Genomic DNA, 15,015 nt, shown 5'->3' with positions numbered 1-15,015 from the left:
CACCCACCACTGACCACAGGAGCAGGGCGGTTATCCATTGGAGTCGCTGTCCACTCCGTGAGGTTGCCCGGCGCCAGGCCGGAGTCCGGGTCGTCGCGTCTGTGGACACGCACCCAAAATAGCTCCTCGAAACACATCTCGAGTCGTGTTCGTCATCACGGTGAAAGGCGCTTCCAGCGTCGGTTTGTGTGTTGAAGTGCTCATCCGCCTAGGTCTGGTCAGAAGAACGTGTGAACCAATCCGACGACCCGATAGTCCGCGTCGACCTCAGGAATCAGTGACCACTTGTCGAAAGTGGTGCACGGGTGCGAAATCCCGCAGCCCAGCAGATCGCCGACCTGCACGTCGAAATCTGCCGGCACATCGACGTAGGCATGCTGATCGTTGAGGGCAGTGATCGACAGTGACCGAGCTGGTTGATTGGAGCCATCTCGCCGTCGCCACAAAACCTTGGGAAAGCCCGCGTCGGAGCCGACGTCGCGACGACCGAAGCCCAGGATCGCGCGTCCCGGCTCCGGGAGGGAGAGCACAACGCCCCAGACCTCAGCGGCTGCCCGCAAAGTCCGCGGACCATCTGCCCAGGGAGAGGTATCGGCGTAGAGGCCGTGGTCGTGAGTGATGTAGCAACCACTGCGCAGAATGACGCGCACGTCGTTGTCAGCTGCCCAACGCCCGGCCAACTCGCGGACTACCAGATCGTGAAATGCACTGCCGCCGAAGGTGACCAGGGGGAGTGGGGCTTTGGTTGAATTGTTCTCGAACAGGTTCTCTGCCACGCAGATTTCCGTGAATACTCGCGCGGATCTGAGATACGAATCGACAGAGATGCGGCGCGCAGCCACCGAATCGCCCGGCATCATGCCCTCGAAACCTTCGACTCCGGTGAGGATGAGAGAAGGTGCCTGTGACGCTGCGCGGGCAACGTCGAGGGCTTGCTCGAGAGTGCGCGTTCCGGCTCGGCCGCTGTCATAGCCGAGTTCGACGAGTACTCGAATTCTGCTGCTCGGTGAGATATTCGCGATCAACCGCTCCATCAACTGGATGCTCTCGATCGAGTCGACCAGGATGGCAACGAAGAATTCGGGATCCGCCGACTGTGCGTCGCAGATCCATCGAATGCCCGCTGAGTCGAGAACTTGGCTCGCGATGACGATGGTGTCGACGCCGAACTCGCGGAGAATGCGAGCCTGGGCAACAGTTGCCGCAGTCATTCCCCACGCGCGGGCGTCGAGTTGTCGACGAACCAACTCCGGACTCATCGTGGTCTTGGCGTGAGGTGCCAGGTCTACATCGTGGTCGGCACAGAACCGTGCCATGACATCCAGATTGTGTGAGATCGCTTCACGCTTGAGTGTCATCACCGGGAGGAGGAGATCGCCGTCGAGAGCGGAAATCCCCAATGCTTCGAGATCGGAACTGCGCAGACCGTGGAGGTCACTTCCGAAGGCTTTGTGCTGCCAACCGATCGGTGGGCTCGTATTCTCGGTCATGGCGTCAATTGTGCCCTTGGTCGCCGGTGAGGGGTGCAGCGGTGACATGACGGTAGTTTCCGTGGGAGCGGGTAGCGTGGAGGATGCCGAGGGCAATTCGAATATGCGCCCTCTAGCCATGTCGTCCTCGGCGCCCAAATCGGTCTGAAGTCCAACGGCCGAGAATTGGAGAACCGCCATGGCTTCGAACCCCACTGATGTGTCGAATTCCGCCGAAGTTTCTCAGTCAACTGCTCCAGAGCAGGCAGCGGGATCGACTGACTCGACGCCGTCCTGCCCGGCCTGTGGGCACAGTCTGGATTCCCACGATCCGCTCGGAATTCGATTCTGCGCCGTGACTTCGGACCGGAGTCTTGACCGAAAGTGCATCTGCCCTGATGAACACGCGAGCCAGCAGCACTACACCCGGTACTGAATTGATCCCAGCATCTAATTAACGCACTGCATTGACAGTTTAATGCAGTGCGTTATACCGTCGTTGCATGGCATCCGTAGATCCCAAAAGTGCAATGGTCGATGTCGCGGAGCGACTCCTGGGAACCCAAGGGGTCGACGCGCTGTCGATGCGAGATGTGGCAAATATTGCGGGCCAACGTAATACGTCCGCGGTGCAGTACCACTTCGGTGGACGCGATCAACTGCTGATCGAAGTGTTCCGTCGGCGAATGGCGGCAATCGCAGAGGCTCGACGCTCGTTCTTGACGGCAATTGACGCAGAGGGTCGTGGCCGCGAATTGCGAGCACTCGTCGAGGCGTCGATTATTCCCTTTGCCGCCTCGGTGAGTGGATCCGTCGCCGGCGCGAACTACGCCGAGTTCATTGTGAGAATCCTTCCTACGGTTGACTATTTCGGTGCAGATCTAGATTCCCCCGGCAACGTGAACCGTGAAATCCATCAAAGATTGGTGGATTCATTGACCCATTTGTCGGAGGATCAGGCCGCCCAGCGAGTCGAGATGATGTTCAATATGGCCTTCTCGGCGATCGCTATGCACATGAAACGTAATGCGCTCGGAATTGGCACTGCTACAGGAACTTTCGATGGCTATGTCGAACATGTTCTGGCGGTGGCCGTTACCGCGTTGTCGGCTCCGCAATCACTCTGACTATCAACGCATTCAAACCTACCCACAAACTGAAATGAGCAAAGATGGATGCTCCTTCTTGTCCCGAATCCGAAAATGCTGCCCTGGATGCAGCCTGGGCAACGATGTGCGACGACTTGCGGTCCGCAGGCAACCTCGTCGCGCGTGACCCGGTATCGGTCGATCCCACGATGCGTTCGGCGGGATACCGATACTTGCTCAATCTTCTCAATGCCGGGCTGGAACAGATGGTATTCAGTGCGGACCCGGAATATCCGGAAGTTGGTCACCTCCAGGACAATACGAAGCGATATGCGACGGAGTCACCGGACTGCCTGTTCGGGCACGCAACTCTCGATGCGGCCGGAACATATCGACTGACAGGTGCCGGTGGGTTTGCGCGGTATCTGGGGTTGACGTTGTACGACTCCATTAATCTCTACGAGAACCTCGACCGTGCCGCGCTGGAGCAAAAAGATTTTGCGGCGGCATTCAAAGCTGCGACGGCCGGAACCCTGGGGGCGATCTCGAATCCGGGTGGAATCACCTTGGGGGCGGGCGGCAACTTCGAGGTGATCATCAGTGCCGAGCGCCAGGATGGGAACTGGTTACCGATGGATCCTGCTGCGACCAAGCTGATGATCCGGCAGTACTTCTACGACTGGGAGAATGAAGAGCCGTATCATATTTCCATTGAGCGACTTGACTTCTCTGGTACTGGGCCGGTGCCGGACCCTGTGGTGATCGCCAGTCAGGTGACGAGAGTCGGTGAATTTGTCGACGGATTCTCGGATTACTGGGCAGCGATGTATGCAGCTCGCGCCGGCGATCGCAACGTACTCCGCACCCAGCCGGTGGTCAGCGACAACTATGCCTCTGATTCCGGGTATATCGCGTACGGAGGAGGAAGCTTCGAGATCGCCGAGGACGAAGCCGTCATCATCGAGGTGTCCCCGCCCGCCTGCCATTTCTGGAACATTCATCTTGGTGATTACTGGGGGCAGTCACTGGATTACACGTTCCGCCAGACTTCGTTGAACGGACACCAGGCAGTGCTGGACGATGGTGTCTTTCGGGCCGTCGTCGCACACCGTGATCCGGGCGTGGCCAACTGGCTCGACACAGCCGGAAACAGGTTCACCCGATGCGTCTACCGATGGTGGCTTGCCGAGAGTGATGATCTTCCGACACCGACTGTGCGAGTAGTGAAGTTCGCAGATCTGGCCGAGGAGTTAGTCGGCGTCGAACCGATCTCGACGGACGAAAGGAAGTCGGTGCTCGATCGTCGGCGTCGAGCGGTATTGGCTCGCTATCAGCGATAGGGGTTAGCAGTCGACGTATCCGAAAGACGTCCCCGCGGGGACGTCTTTCGGGACACGATGGTCAGTTCGCGCGCGAGAATACCGCCACCAGAAAGCCGGAATTTTCGGTGAAGGGGCGCAGGTCCCAGGTCTCCAGCAGCAGATCCACGGTCAGTCCGCTTGCCTGGGCATCGGCAAGGAACTCGGAGAATTCGTAATCTCGCCCGGCTCCGAACCCGATGACTACCCGGCCGGTGGGGGAGAGATGACGTGCGAACCTCGAGAGGACTGTCTGCCGGGTCGACGGTGCCAGGAAGGTCACCACATTGCCGGCACATACGATGACGTCGAAATCGGCTGCAACTCCGCGTGCGGGGAGATCCAACTCGGCAAGGTCACCGACGAGCCAGGTCGGCCCGGGATGATCTTCCTCGGCGGCGGCAATCAGCACTGGATCGACGTCGACACCGACAACGTCGTGCCCGGCTTCGTGTAGGTAGCCACCCAGGCGGCCCGGTCCACATCCTGCGTCGAGAACTCGTCCGGCACGGCCGAGCATCGCGTCGATCAGTCGAGCCTCACCGACGATGTCCTTGCCCTCCGCCACCATTGACCGGAATCGCTCAACGTATCGCGTGGAATGAGTTGAGTCGACGGCCACAATTTCTTCCCACTGGCTGGGGGTGCGCTCGCTGGGTGTCGGTGTTGTCATCTCCGGATGGTACCGAGCGATCGCCTGATGCCGACCACGCTCCCGTCGGTGAGGTATCCGAAAGTGTTGGGAAGACCTGCTGAACGCTCGTCGCCGGGAATCTTCCGTTCAGTCGGTGATCGTGGCGGGATGGTTCGAGAACCAAAGGTTTTCCTCGGTCAACCGCGCACTTCGCCAACCGTTCGAGGTGCGCACCACCTCGTGGTGGTAGTTCCCGCCGCAGTACGTCAGATCCTCGGCTCCGGGGAGGCGCATCGGGTTGTGAACCTCCGCGATGAGGCCGGGTTGGGTATAGAGCCAGGACCTGGTGACGTTCTCAGTGCGTGCGAGCGCGGCAACGGTGATCGGAAGTCGAGTGCAGCGTCGTCTCGCTTTTCGGTTGTGTACTACGACGTTGTGCAGAAACTCAGCAGCTCACGGCGGGCGCTTGCCTGTCACGGTGATCCGTTGAGCGACAACGGTGCCCGACTCCAGTGTCCCGGCGGCAATGTGGATTGTATGGCTAGTTCTTCGTGGGCTTCGAGGGAATCGAGTGGCATACCGATCGATTCGGCTACGAGGTGCAGAGAGGGGCTGGAACTGGATCGCACGTGTGCAATTCGGTTTTCGTCGAAGTCGGCCGGTGTCCGACCGAATCCCATGGCATCGAAGAGGATGCCGGGCGAATTGCGTTGGGAAAGATCGGCGAATTCGCCGATCACAGGATGGTTGAGTTGACGCTGAATCGATTTCGGTACCAGGGGGAGTGCCTCGGCTACGTGTCCGGTGCTGCCGCCCGGGCAGTGGATCGAAGTTTCATCAATTCGGCAGACGGCGTCGGCGTTGAACTGGCCTGGCATGTGGAGCGCACAATCCGCCCTCTGCCCGATGGCGTGGTCGATACAGTCAGTCGCGATTACCCCGGAGTTCGCGATGCTGCACAATTCCCGGCGTCGAGTCCGGTCTTGTCGACTGAAAAGGCTTAGACACCAGCCAGTTCCAGGTTCGAATGTTCAATGACGCCGCGCAGGGAAACGGGTACCGATGTTGCCGGTGGCTCATTGAATGACTCGATGGGCGCCTGTCTCGGGTATCGCCTGAAAAGTACTGTCGGACAGTATATTTGAACTCATGTTACTCCTCAGGTTGGTCTGTGCCATCCGGACCCGATGTCACGGTAGGTGAACAAGGGCTTCTTGGGCATACGAGGCGACAAGGTTGCCGTCTTCGGTGAAAATGTCGCCACGGCCGTAGCAACGGCTGTGAACCGACAGTGGACTGTGCTGGCGCAGCAGGAGCCAGGAGTCGGTGGTGAAGGGTCGGTGAACCAGAGATTGTGTGAGGTGACCGCGCACGTGCAGAGGTTTCGTTTCCCGAGTTGGCGCAGGTCGTCGACCGGCCGCAATGCGATTCCGATGAGGGTGATGTCGGTAGCGTAGGAGGTGAGTGCGGGCGCAAGGCGGTGGCGACACCCCCACAACTGGCGTGCGATGACGGAAGGTGTTGCGAAGGATCGACCCTCGTGTTGGCGTGTCACTTCGTAGAGAACGGACTGGTCGACGCGGCCCTCGAGTGCCAAACAGTGAGTGAAGTGACTTGATGCTCTTGCTTGGGCATGTCAGTTCCGTAATGCTTGGTCACTGTCCCGGCTACGTCCCTTTTTTGCTCTGTTGATCCGAGGCTTGCATCGTGTGGTTCGAGGTCGTCACACCGATGTCTGGCGTTCGCGGCTGAGGATACCGATTGTCAGGAGCAGTAGGGCGAGGATGTAGGTGGTCATGATCCAGATATCGGCGGGCTCAGGTCGCCATTTGTCTGCCTGTCCCAGTAGGATCATCGCGTCCGAGGCGAGAAACAGTGCACCGCCCAATCCCGCAATCCGGTTGTAAGCCAATGAAGTTGCTGCCGTGCCGACGAGGATCGCAGCGTAGATCGGGACGGGGATCGTGAGATCACCCAAGCCAGACCACGTGTAGCAAACGAGCGCGATTGCCGCGGCCGTGTAGGCGATGAGAACCCACGGGTTGCGGCGCACTTCCGTCAGTGCACCGCGGGAGATGAAGAATCGGATGAAGCAGATGTGGCCGACTGCGAAGGCGGCCATGCCGACGATGAATGTGTCATCCCAGATGAGGAAAAAATCGCCGAAGGCGCAGGCGATGAGTGCTGCCGCGACAATGCGCGGGCCGTGATCGGCGACAACCCAGGCGGCCAGTAGTGGAGCGAGCATAACTTTGCTGATGCCGTCCCACGGTGACGCGTCCGCCGCATTGAGGGTCAGGTGCGCGACGGCGACAATGGCGAAGGCAATGAACCACGGGCTCCGCATCGTGTCGGATAGCCGGGTACTGCGGTTATCGAGACTCATGTCCTTCGTCATTGTCTGAGAGTATCGGGCATGCGTGGCGCCACTCAGCGAATGAACTCCGCGGCGCGCTCGGCGAGGTCGAGTGCGGGCTGGGGGAGGACGCCGAGGATGAGAGTTACACCCGCGCCGAGGCCGATGACACTACTGGTGAGGGAGCTCGGAACAACCACGGTCGGAGCGTCGTCCGTCGGATCGGTGAAGAACATCAGCACGATGACACGGACGTAGAAGTACGCGGCAATCGCGCTGCACAGGACGCCGACAATCACGAGAGGAACGGCGCCGCCCTCCGCAGCCGCACGGAACACTGCGAACTTCCCGATAAACCCACTGGTCAAAGGGATTCCGGCGAAGGCCAGAAGGAACAGTGCAAACACGGCCGCGATAAGTGGTGAGCGCCTACCCAATCCGGCCCAGCGGGAGAGTTCGGCAACCTCACCGTCGGCGTCCCGGACAAGGCTGACAACGGCGAAGGCGCCTACGGTACTGAAACCGTAGGCGAGGAGATAGAACATCGTCGCAGATAGTCCCGCATCGGAATCGGCGACAACACCGGTCAGTATGAATCCGGTATGTGCGATGGCAGAGTATGCAAGCATTCGCTTCATGTCGGTCTGGGTTACAGCGACAATCGAACCAACAACCATTGTGAGTATCGCGACGCCCCACATGAGTGGACGCCAATTCACATACTCGTTGGGCAGTGCCACGTAGAAGATTCGCAGGATGGCCCCGAACGCCGCGATCTTGGTGGCCGTGGCCATAAAACTGGTGATCGGAGTGGGTGCACCCTGATACACGTCCGGGATCCACGAATGGAATGGCACCGCACCGACTTTGAACAGCAGGCCAACCGCGACGAGACCGGTGCCGAGCCACAGGAAGGAGTCGTTCTCCGTGCCGATACGGGCGGCGTCGGCAATCCCCGCGAGATCGACGGTGCCCGCGTAGCCGTAGAGCATGGCAATTCCGAAGACGAAGAACGCCGACGAAAATGCTCCCAGCAGAAAGTATTTCATTGCAGCTTCTTGCGACAGGAGACGGCGTCGCCGCGCCAGTCCGCACAGCAGGTACAGCGGCAGCGAAAACACTTCGAGCGCAACGAACATCGTCAGGAGGTCGTTGGAAGCAGGGAACAGAAGCATCCCGCCCACAGCGAACAGTGTCAGCGGAAATACCTCGGTCTGAGCGATCCCGGCCTTGGTGGCTTCCTGCTCGGCAACACTTCCCGGGACACTCGACGCTTGCGGTGTGAAGCTCCCGAGAGCGTCGTGATTCGGCGATTCGGGGACGGTGTTTCCCGATCCGCGTTCAGCAACAAGCAGTACCGCGGGAATCGAGACCAGCAGAATTGTGCCCTGTAAGAACAAGGTTGGGCCGTCAACGGCAACAGAACCCATCATGGCCACGGACTTCGTTCCCGCCAGCAGGACGACGGCAACAAATGCCGCTGCCAATCCGCCGACCGCGAGAACCAGTTGGACGGGATAGCGCACGCCGCGTGGTGCAAATGCTTCGACAAGCACGCCCACTACCGCTACCCCGAACACGATCAACATGGGCGAAAGTAGGCCGTATTCGATACTGGGTGAATGGTTGGCGGCTTCACTGAGAAGTGTCAGGTTGTCGAAGGAACTCATTTGTGGGCACCTCCGTCGGCGTTGGCATCAGTGACAAGCGGTGTCGGTACCTGATCGACTGTTACAGGCGTCGGAACCTGATCGACGGACGTGTGACTGACTGCGGGGGTGATGATGTCGAGAGCAGGCTTGGGGTAGATACCAAGGAAGAGGAGTAGCGCGAGCAATGGCGCCACGACGATGATTTCGCGGCGCACCAGATCTCGAATCTTGTCGGACCCTTCCTTCTCGGGTCCGCCCATCACACGCTGGTAGAGCCACAGGATGTAGATCGCGGACAAGACCAGTGCGAGCGTCGCAATAATTGCGGCTACGTGATAGCGCGAGTACGTGCCGATCAAAACCAGGAATTCGCTGATGAACGGCGCGAGTCCCGGTAGGGACAGTGTTGCGAGTCCGGCAACCAGGAAGGTGCCGGCCAGAACCGGGGCGACTTTCTGGACGCCCCCGTACGCCGCGATTGCTCGTGTACCTCGCTGGGAGACAAGGAAACCCGCGATCAAGAACAGTGCCGCCGTAGAAATTCCGTGATTGACCATATAGAGCGTCGATCCGGCTTGGCTTTGAGTGGTCATCGCGAAGATCCCGAGAATGATGAACCCGAAGTGCGATATCGATGTGTAGGCGATGAGTCGCATGATGTCGGTCTGCCCGATCGCCAGGATTGCGCCGTAGACAATTCCGACGACAGCAAGGGCGATGATCCACGGAGCGAAAGTTGCCGATGACTCCGGAAACAGTTGCAGGCAGTAGCGGATCATCGCAAAGGTGCCCACCTTGTCCACGACGGCCATCATCAGAACGGCGGTTGACGGCGTGGATTCCACCGCCGAATCCGGCAACCAACTGTGTAGTGGCCAGAGCGGCGCCTTGACAGCAAACGCGAACATGAATCCGAGGAACAACGCGTTGAGAACACCCGGTCCGACACCCAGATCGCCGTTTGCTGCCGCAGTCGCGATCGCCCGAAAATCGAAAGTGCCTGCACTGAACGGGCTTTCTGCACGGGCTGTGACAACGTAGAGTCCGATGACAGCCGCGAGCATGACCAAGCCGCCGAGCAGGTTGTACAGCAGGAACTTCACCGCTGCGCGTGATCGGTTGGCTCCGCCGAAACCTCCGATGAGGAAGTACATCGGGATCAGCATTGCCTCGAAGAAGATGTAGAAGAGAAGGACGTCGAGCGCGCTGAACGAGACCAGGACCATCGACTCGACAACAAGGATCAGCGCGAAGTAGGTATGCGGAAGGCGTCGTGGCTCGGCATCCGGAGTATCGAGCGGAACCGCGGGAACATCATGCCAACCGGCAACCAGGAGCAGTGGTACCAGGACTGCGGTCAGGAGCACCAAAACCAGTGCAATGCCGTCCAATCCGAGTGTGTAGCTGGTTCCGAAGGCGGGAATCCAACTGTGCCTCTCGACAAACTGGAATTGTTCTCCGCCGCGGTCGAATTTGCTTCCGAGAACAACCGCGATCACCAGTACGGACAAAGACATTGCGAGCGCGACGTATTTGGCGAGTTGATGCGACCTAGCCGGCAGCGCGACGACTACTGCGGCACCCACGAGGGGGAGCAACCACAAGGCAGTCAGCGCGGGAAAGTCGCTGTTCGCAACGGTCTCGGTGGTCATTAGTTGAGTCGCCACAAGTTGGGTCACCACAGTGTCACCGCCATCATCGTCGCGACTACCAGTGTTGCCCCGACAAACATCACCAGGGCATATGAACGAACAAAGCCGGTCTGCAGCCTGCGGACAAGGGTCGACAGCCCGGTGATGACTACGGCGAAGCTGTTCACCACGCCATCGATGCCCTTGGTGTCGACCACTTCCAAGGCTTGAGTAAGTTGTTGGCCGGGCTTCATGAACACCGCCTCGTTGAAGGCGTCACCGTACAGGTCGCGGCGTGCCGCGACGGTCAGTGGGGAAACGGAAGTGGGCGCGTCCCGGGGAATTTCCCGAGTGGCGTACTCGTGGTAGGCAACTCCGACGCCGGCCGCAACGACGACGAGCGCCAGCACGGTGATGGTCCACGCCGGAATCGGCGGCTCGACGTGATGTGATCCGACAACGGGCTCGAGCCAGTTCTGCAAGCTGGATCCGACGGTCAGCAGAATTCCCCCGACAACGGAGCCCACGGCGAGCAGGATCATCGGCGACGTCATCACAGCGGGGGATTCGTGGGGTTCCTGGTTTTCCCAGCGAGGTTTTCCGAAGAAGGTCATCAGCATCACGCGCGTCATGTAGAACGCGGTGAGTCCGGCACCCAGCAGGGTGACGATGCCGAGAACGATGCCCTTGAGGTCGCCTTCGCCGATGGCAACTTCGATGATCTTGTCCTTGGAGAAGAAGCCGGCAAACGGCGGAACACCGATGATGGCAAGGTAACCGAGCCCGAAGGTGATAAACGTCAGAGGCATGAACGCGCGGAGTCCGCCGTAACGCCGCATATCCGTTTCGTCGTTCATCCCGTGCATCACGGAACCAGCGCCGAGGAAGAGACCGGCCTTGAAGAATCCGTGCGTCAGTAGGTGCATGATCGCGAATGCATATCCGGCAGGGCCCAAACCGGCAGCTAGAACCATATATCCGATCTGACTCATCGTGGACGCGGCCAGCGCCTTCTTGATGTCGTCCTTCGCGCAACCGATGATGGCCCCGAACAGGAGGGTGACGGCACCGACGATCACAACAACAGTTTGGGCGTCGGGCGCCAGATCGAAGATCGGGTTGGAACGCACGATCAGGTATACACCCGCGGTGACCATCGTTGCCGCGTGGATCAGCGCCGACACCGGGGTGGGGCCTTCCATCGCGTCGCCGAGCCACGACTGCAGTGGCACCTGGGCCGACTTTGCGCAGGCTGCGAGGAGCAGCATCAGACCGATTGCCGTCAGCACGCCCTCGCTAGCAGCCGACGCATTGCCGAACACATCGCTGAACGAGAGCGATCCGAACGTACTGAACATCAACATCATTGCGATCATCAGTCCGACGTCGCCCACCCGGTTGACCACAAACGCCTTCTTGGCTGCAGTCGCCGCGGTGGGCTTGTGCTGCCAAAATCCGATAAGCAGGTACGACGCCAATCCGACGCCCTCCCAGCCGACGTAGAGACCGAGGAAGTTATCGGCGAGGACGAGCAACAGCATCGCCGCGAGGAACAGATTGAGGTAGGCGAAGAACTTACGACGCTCCGGGTCGTGGGCCATGTACCCAACCGAGTAGATGTGGATCAGCGATCCCACACCCGTGATGAGCAGTACGAAACACATGGACAGCTGGTCCAATTGGAGTCCGAACTCGACCTGCAAGCTCTCAACCGGCACCCAACTGAACAGGTGCTCGTCGATGCTCCGCTCGGCGGTATCGCGGCCGAGCATGCTGATGAAGAACGCCACGGCAACGGCAAACGATGCTAGCGCCATCACACACGCGAACAGGTGCCCCCACACATTGGTGCGGCGACCGGCAAGTAGTAGGACGGCAGCGCCGCACAGCGGCAGTGCAGGCAGTAACCAGACGGCGGACGTGATTCCTCCTGACATATCAGTACTTCAGCAGGTCTACGTCGTCGACGGATACAGAACGCCGAGATCGGAAGATAATCATGATGATTGCCAGGCCCACAACCACTTCGGCAGCAGCGACGACCATGGTGAAGAACGCGAAGATCTGGCCGTCGAGATTGCCGTGCATCCGCGCGAAGGTGACAAACGCAAGATTGGCGGCATTGAGCATCAGTTCGACGCACATGAAGACGACGATAGCGTTGCGTCGCAGGAGAACTCCGGCAGCGCCGATCGTGAACAGTAGAACCGACAGATAGAGATAGTTCTCGGGATTCATCGATCGTTCTCCTCTCCGAGGTGCTGCGACGGTCTGCGCGGCGTCAGTGCGCTACTGACGGAGATATCCGAGTGCGAACCGTCGGGAAGCCTCGCCGGCATGTCGACGGCATTGTGGCGCGCATAGACACCGGGGCTGGGCAATGGTGTGGCCGAGCCTTTTTCGGGACTGTCTTCGTCACTGCTCAGGTACTTGAAACGGTGCTTGGAGAGTTCTCGTTGGTTCATTGCCGCTTCGATCTTTTCGCGGTGCGCCAGCATCATCGCCCCGAGGGTTGCCGTGATCAGCAGTGCACCAGTCAATTCGAAGGCCCAGACGTAGCGAATGAAGATCAGATCGGCGAGGGCTTCGATGTTGCCCTGCTCGAGCCCAGTGAACCCGGTGAACCCTGAAATCGACGCGTTGCCGAGCCCACCGATCAGGAGCAGTCCGAAACCCAGGCCGATAACGATGGCACTCACACGCTGCCCGCGAAGACTCTCGACCAGCGAATCCGAGGAATCCACGCCGACCAACATCAGGACGAACAGGAACAGCATCATCACCGCGCCCGTGTACACGACGATCTGGACGACACCGAGAAACAGTGCGCCCTGGACCATGTAGAACACGGCCAGAATGATCATCGTCATCGCCAGGAACAGTGCTGAATACACAGCTTTGGGTGCAGCGACGACGCCGAGTGCGCTGATGACTGCCAGTGTGCCGAGAATCCAGAACTGTACGGCCTCGCCCGTCGACGTCGACACCATGGTTTGTTGTGCGAGGGCCCCGTCGGCGAGCACTGTGGTGACTGCCGCCGCGATCATTGTTCCGGCTCCTGGCCAGCAGCACCGATGTCGCCGCGGTAGTAGTCGTCCTGAGTGGTTCCGGGACGAAGTGCATGCGGCGGAGCATCCATGTCGGGCTCGAGCGGCGCGAGCAGTTGGTCCTTCTCGTAAATCAGATCAGCGCGATTGTCGTCTGCCATCTCGTACTCGTTGGTCATGGTCAGTGCCCGGGTTGGGCAGGCCTCCACACACAGTCCACAACCGATGCACCGCAGGTAGTTGATCTGGTACACCTGGCCGTACCGCTCACCCGGGGAGAACCGCTCTTCCTCGGTGTTGTCGGCACCTTCGACGTAGATCGCGTCGGCGGGACACGCCCAGGCGCAGAGTTCGCAGCCGATACATTTTTCGAGTCCGTCGGCGTAACGATTGAGTTGGTGGCGACCGTGATAGCCCGGCGCCGTGGGGCGCTTCTCCTCCGGATAGAACTCGGTTTCGGGCTTCTTGAACATGGTGGAGAGTGTTACGCCGAATCCGGCGAGTGGTCCGAGGAATTCAGGCATGGGAGTCCTCCGAGGGAGCAGTGTGACCTGGCATCGGCGGGACAGGGAACCCACCGGCCATCGGATCGAAAGGTCGGGATTCGAGAGGTTTCTCAGGTCCGGAGCCGACTTCCCGGCGACGACTGCGGAAGACGTTGGCCACCAGAATGAGCAATGCAATGCCGAGAACAACGCCGACGCACAGCAGCACCAACCACGTGTTGTAGCCGGCATTGCGGAATGCGCGCACCGTCGCGATTGTCATGACCCACACCAATGCTCCCGGGATGAGGATCTTCCAACCCAGATTCATGAACTGGTCGTAGCGCAATCGGGGGAGCGTGCTGCGGAGCCAGATGAACACGAAGAGGAAGAACCAGACCTTGCCGATGAACCACAGAACTGGCCACCACCCGGAATTTGCCCCGTCCCACAGGTTGAGGGGGAACGGTGCATGCCAGCCGCCGAGGAATAGTGTCGTGGCCAGCGCCGAGACGGTTACCATGTTCACGTATTCGGCGAGCATGAACATCGCAAATTTGAGTGACGAGTATTCGGTGTGGAATCCGCCCACCAGTTCGCCCTCGGCCTCGGGGAGGTCGAACGGTGCGCGGTTGGTCTCGCCGACCATTGCCGTCACGTAGATCAGGAACGACGGGAGAAGCAGGAAGACGTACCACGTGCCCTCCTGTGCGCTGACGATTCCCGACGTGGACATCGTTCCGGCATAAAGGAATACGGCGGCAAACGACAACCCCATCGCAACTTCGTAGGAAATGACCTGCGCCGTGGATCGCAGTGCGCCGAGGAGTGGATACGTCGAACCGGACGACCAGCCGGCGAGCACGATGCCGTACACGCCGATCGACGTGACTGCCAAGATGTACAGCACTCCGACCGGGAGGTCTGTCAGTTGCAGCGGCGACCAGGTTCCGAAGATCGATACTTCCGGACCGAAAGGAACAACGGCGAACGCCATGAACGCCGGCACCACCGCGATGATCGGGGCAAGCATGTAGATCGGTTTGTCGACGCCGGCCGGCGTAATGCCTTCCTTGAGAGCAAGTTTGACTCCGTCGGCCAGGCTCTGGAGCATGCCCCGCGGACCCACGCGGTTCGGTCCGACACGCATCTGCATGCGCGCCATGACTTTGCGTTCGGCGTAGATGGCGACCAGCGTGGTGAGCAGGAGGAACACGAAGATGACCAGCGCTTTGGCGACTATCAACCACAGAGGATCGTGGCCGTAGGCCGAAAGGTCAGCCGGGGCAGACATA

The 15,015-nt window shown here is 59.8% G+C and carries 16 protein-coding genes; 4 read left to right on the top strand and 12 right to left on the bottom strand.

The annotated features are described in order from the left end of the window. Positions 1-218 precede the first annotated feature (218 nt). Positions 219-1,490 carry an alanine racemase gene (locus tag MTX36_RS04905; RefSeq protein ID WP_243618593.1) on the bottom strand — a complete coding sequence of 424 codons (1,272 nt, stop codon included), beginning with the start codon at positions 1,488-1,490 and terminating at the stop codon, positions 219-221. Between the two features lie 178 nt (positions 1,491-1,668). Here MTX36_RS04905 and MTX36_RS04900 point away from each other — a divergent pair, with 178 nt between their 5' ends. The 3 genes from MTX36_RS04900 (at position 1,669) to MTX36_RS04890 (ending at position 3,897) form a co-directional block, all read left to right on the top strand. Then, the gene (locus tag MTX36_RS04900; protein ID WP_243618592.1) at positions 1,669-1,905 is read left to right on the top strand and encodes an RGCVC family protein; all 237 of its coding nucleotides are present in this window, start codon (positions 1,669-1,671) and stop codon (positions 1,903-1,905) included. 67 nt (positions 1,906-1,972) lie between these two features. Then, a complete protein-coding gene (locus tag MTX36_RS04895) occupies positions 1,973-2,596 on the top strand; it encodes a TetR/AcrR family transcriptional regulator (RefSeq protein WP_243618591.1) in 624 nt (207 codons plus the stop codon). A 44-nt stretch (positions 2,597-2,640) separates the two neighbouring features. Then, on the top strand, positions 2,641-3,897 hold the full coding sequence (locus MTX36_RS04890; RefSeq protein WP_243618590.1) for a DUF1214 domain-containing protein: 1,257 nt from the start codon (positions 2,641-2,643) through the stop codon (positions 3,895-3,897). 61 nt (positions 3,898-3,958) lie between these two features. On the opposite strand, the gene MTX36_RS04885 is transcribed toward MTX36_RS04890, so the two are convergent. Then, positions 3,959-4,588, bottom strand: coding sequence for a bifunctional 2-polyprenyl-6-hydroxyphenol methylase/3-demethylubiquinol 3-O-methyltransferase UbiG (locus MTX36_RS04885; protein WP_243618589.1), 630 nt, complete (start codon positions 4,586-4,588; stop codon positions 3,959-3,961). Between the two features lie 108 nt (positions 4,589-4,696). After that, positions 4,697-4,843, bottom strand: a complete 147-nt coding sequence (locus MTX36_RS04880; protein ID WP_374230422.1) for a hypothetical protein — start codon at positions 4,841-4,843, stop codon at positions 4,697-4,699. 335 nt (positions 4,844-5,178) lie between these two features. On the opposite strand from MTX36_RS04880, the gene MTX36_RS04875 reads away from it, so the two are divergent. Continuing rightward, the gene (locus tag MTX36_RS04875; RefSeq protein WP_243618588.1) at positions 5,179-5,553 is read left to right on the top strand and encodes a hypothetical protein; all 375 of its coding nucleotides are present in this window, start codon (positions 5,179-5,181) and stop codon (positions 5,551-5,553) included. 186 nt (positions 5,554-5,739) lie between these two features. Here the strand turns inward: MTX36_RS04875 and MTX36_RS04870 are convergent, their stop codons facing one another. The 9 genes from MTX36_RS04870 to nuoH form a co-directional block, all read right to left on the bottom strand. Beyond that, positions 5,740-5,922 (bottom strand): acyl-CoA thioesterase domain-containing protein, encoded by a 183-nt coding sequence (locus MTX36_RS04870; protein ID WP_243618587.1) that lies wholly within the window; start codon positions 5,920-5,922, stop codon positions 5,740-5,742. Positions 5,923-6,272: 350 nt separating this feature from the next. Beyond that, positions 6,273-6,947, bottom strand: a complete 675-nt coding sequence (locus MTX36_RS04865) for a lysoplasmalogenase (protein WP_243618586.1) — start codon at positions 6,945-6,947, stop codon at positions 6,273-6,275. A 32-nt stretch (positions 6,948-6,979) separates the two neighbouring features. Beyond that, positions 6,980-8,575 (bottom strand): NADH-quinone oxidoreductase subunit NuoN, encoded by a 1,596-nt coding sequence (gene nuoN / locus MTX36_RS04860; RefSeq protein WP_243618585.1) that lies wholly within the window; start codon positions 8,573-8,575, stop codon positions 6,980-6,982. Beyond that, positions 8,572-10,209: an NADH-quinone oxidoreductase subunit M gene (locus MTX36_RS04855; protein WP_243618584.1), complete on the bottom strand. Its 1,638-nt coding sequence runs from the start codon at positions 10,207-10,209 to the stop codon at positions 8,572-8,574. The genes nuoN and MTX36_RS04855 overlap by 4 nt, the downstream gene beginning before the upstream one ends. A gap of 23 nt (positions 10,210-10,232) precedes the next feature. After that, positions 10,233-12,125, bottom strand: coding sequence for an NADH-quinone oxidoreductase subunit L (nuoL, locus tag MTX36_RS04850; RefSeq protein WP_243618583.1), 1,893 nt, complete (start codon positions 12,123-12,125; stop codon positions 10,233-10,235). 1 nt (position 12,126) lies between these two features. Next, positions 12,127-12,426 (bottom strand): NADH-quinone oxidoreductase subunit NuoK, encoded by a 300-nt coding sequence (gene nuoK, locus MTX36_RS04845; protein WP_094272470.1) that lies wholly within the window; start codon positions 12,424-12,426, stop codon positions 12,127-12,129. Further along, positions 12,423-13,235 (bottom strand): NADH-quinone oxidoreductase subunit J, encoded by an 813-nt coding sequence (locus tag MTX36_RS04840; RefSeq protein WP_279394180.1) that lies wholly within the window; start codon positions 13,233-13,235, stop codon positions 12,423-12,425. The genes nuoK and MTX36_RS04840 overlap by 4 nt, the downstream gene beginning before the upstream one ends. Then, on the bottom strand, positions 13,232-13,759 hold the full coding sequence (nuoI, locus tag MTX36_RS04835; RefSeq protein ID WP_243618582.1) for an NADH-quinone oxidoreductase subunit NuoI: 528 nt from the start codon (positions 13,757-13,759) through the stop codon (positions 13,232-13,234). Before nuoI ends, MTX36_RS04840 begins: the two co-directional genes overlap by 4 nt. Further along, a complete protein-coding gene (gene nuoH / locus MTX36_RS04830; protein ID WP_243618652.1) occupies positions 13,752-15,014 on the bottom strand; it encodes an NADH-quinone oxidoreductase subunit NuoH in 1,263 nt (420 codons plus the stop codon). Before nuoH ends, nuoI begins: the two co-directional genes overlap by 8 nt. Position 15,015 lies beyond the last annotated feature (1 nt).

Origin of the sequence: Rhodococcus sp. ARC_M6 (assembly GCF_022810305.1) — a bacterium.
Lineage (GTDB): Bacteria > Actinomycetota > Actinomycetes > Mycobacteriales > Mycobacteriaceae > Rhodococcus_F.
This window is presented reverse-complemented; position numbering and strand designations above follow the sequence as displayed.

Coding starts and splice junctions, on each gene's coding strand:
- MTX36_RS04865 (WP_243618586.1), bottom strand. CDS start 6,947: ATGACGAAGGACATGAGTCTCGATAACCGCAGTACCCGGCTATCCGAC.
- MTX36_RS04840 (WP_279394180.1), bottom strand. CDS start 13,235: ATGATCGCGGCGGCAGTCACCACAGTGCTCGCCGACGGGGCCCTCGCA.
- MTX36_RS04895 (WP_243618591.1), top strand. CDS start 1,973: ATGGCATCCGTAGATCCCAAAAGTGCAATGGTCGATGTCGCGGAGCGA.
- MTX36_RS04880 (WP_374230422.1), bottom strand. CDS start 4,843: ATGCGCCTCCCCGGAGCCGAGGATCTGACGTACTGCGGCGGGAACTAC.
- nuoN (WP_243618585.1), bottom strand. CDS start 8,575: ATGAGTTCCTTCGACAACCTGACACTTCTCAGTGAAGCCGCCAACCAT.
- nuoH (WP_243618652.1), bottom strand. CDS start 15,014: ATGTCTGCCCCGGCTGACCTTTCGGCCTACGGCCACGATCCTCTGTGG.
- nuoI (WP_243618582.1), bottom strand. CDS start 13,759: ATGCCTGAATTCCTCGGACCACTCGCCGGATTCGGCGTAACACTCTCC.
- MTX36_RS04885 (WP_243618589.1), bottom strand. CDS start 4,588: ATGACAACACCGACACCCAGCGAGCGCACCCCCAGCCAGTGGGAAGAA.
- nuoK (WP_094272470.1), bottom strand. CDS start 12,426: ATGAATCCCGAGAACTATCTCTATCTGTCGGTTCTACTGTTCACGATC.
- MTX36_RS04855 (WP_243618584.1), bottom strand. CDS start 10,209: ATGACCACCGAGACCGTTGCGAACAGCGACTTTCCCGCGCTGACTGCC.
- nuoL (WP_243618583.1), bottom strand. CDS start 12,125: ATGTCAGGAGGAATCACGTCCGCCGTCTGGTTACTGCCTGCACTGCCG.
- MTX36_RS04900 (WP_243618592.1), top strand. CDS start 1,669: ATGGCTTCGAACCCCACTGATGTGTCGAATTCCGCCGAAGTTTCTCAG.
- MTX36_RS04905 (WP_243618593.1), bottom strand. CDS start 1,490: ATGACCGAGAATACGAGCCCACCGATCGGTTGGCAGCACAAAGCCTTC.
- MTX36_RS04890 (WP_243618590.1), top strand. CDS start 2,641: ATGGATGCTCCTTCTTGTCCCGAATCCGAAAATGCTGCCCTGGATGCA.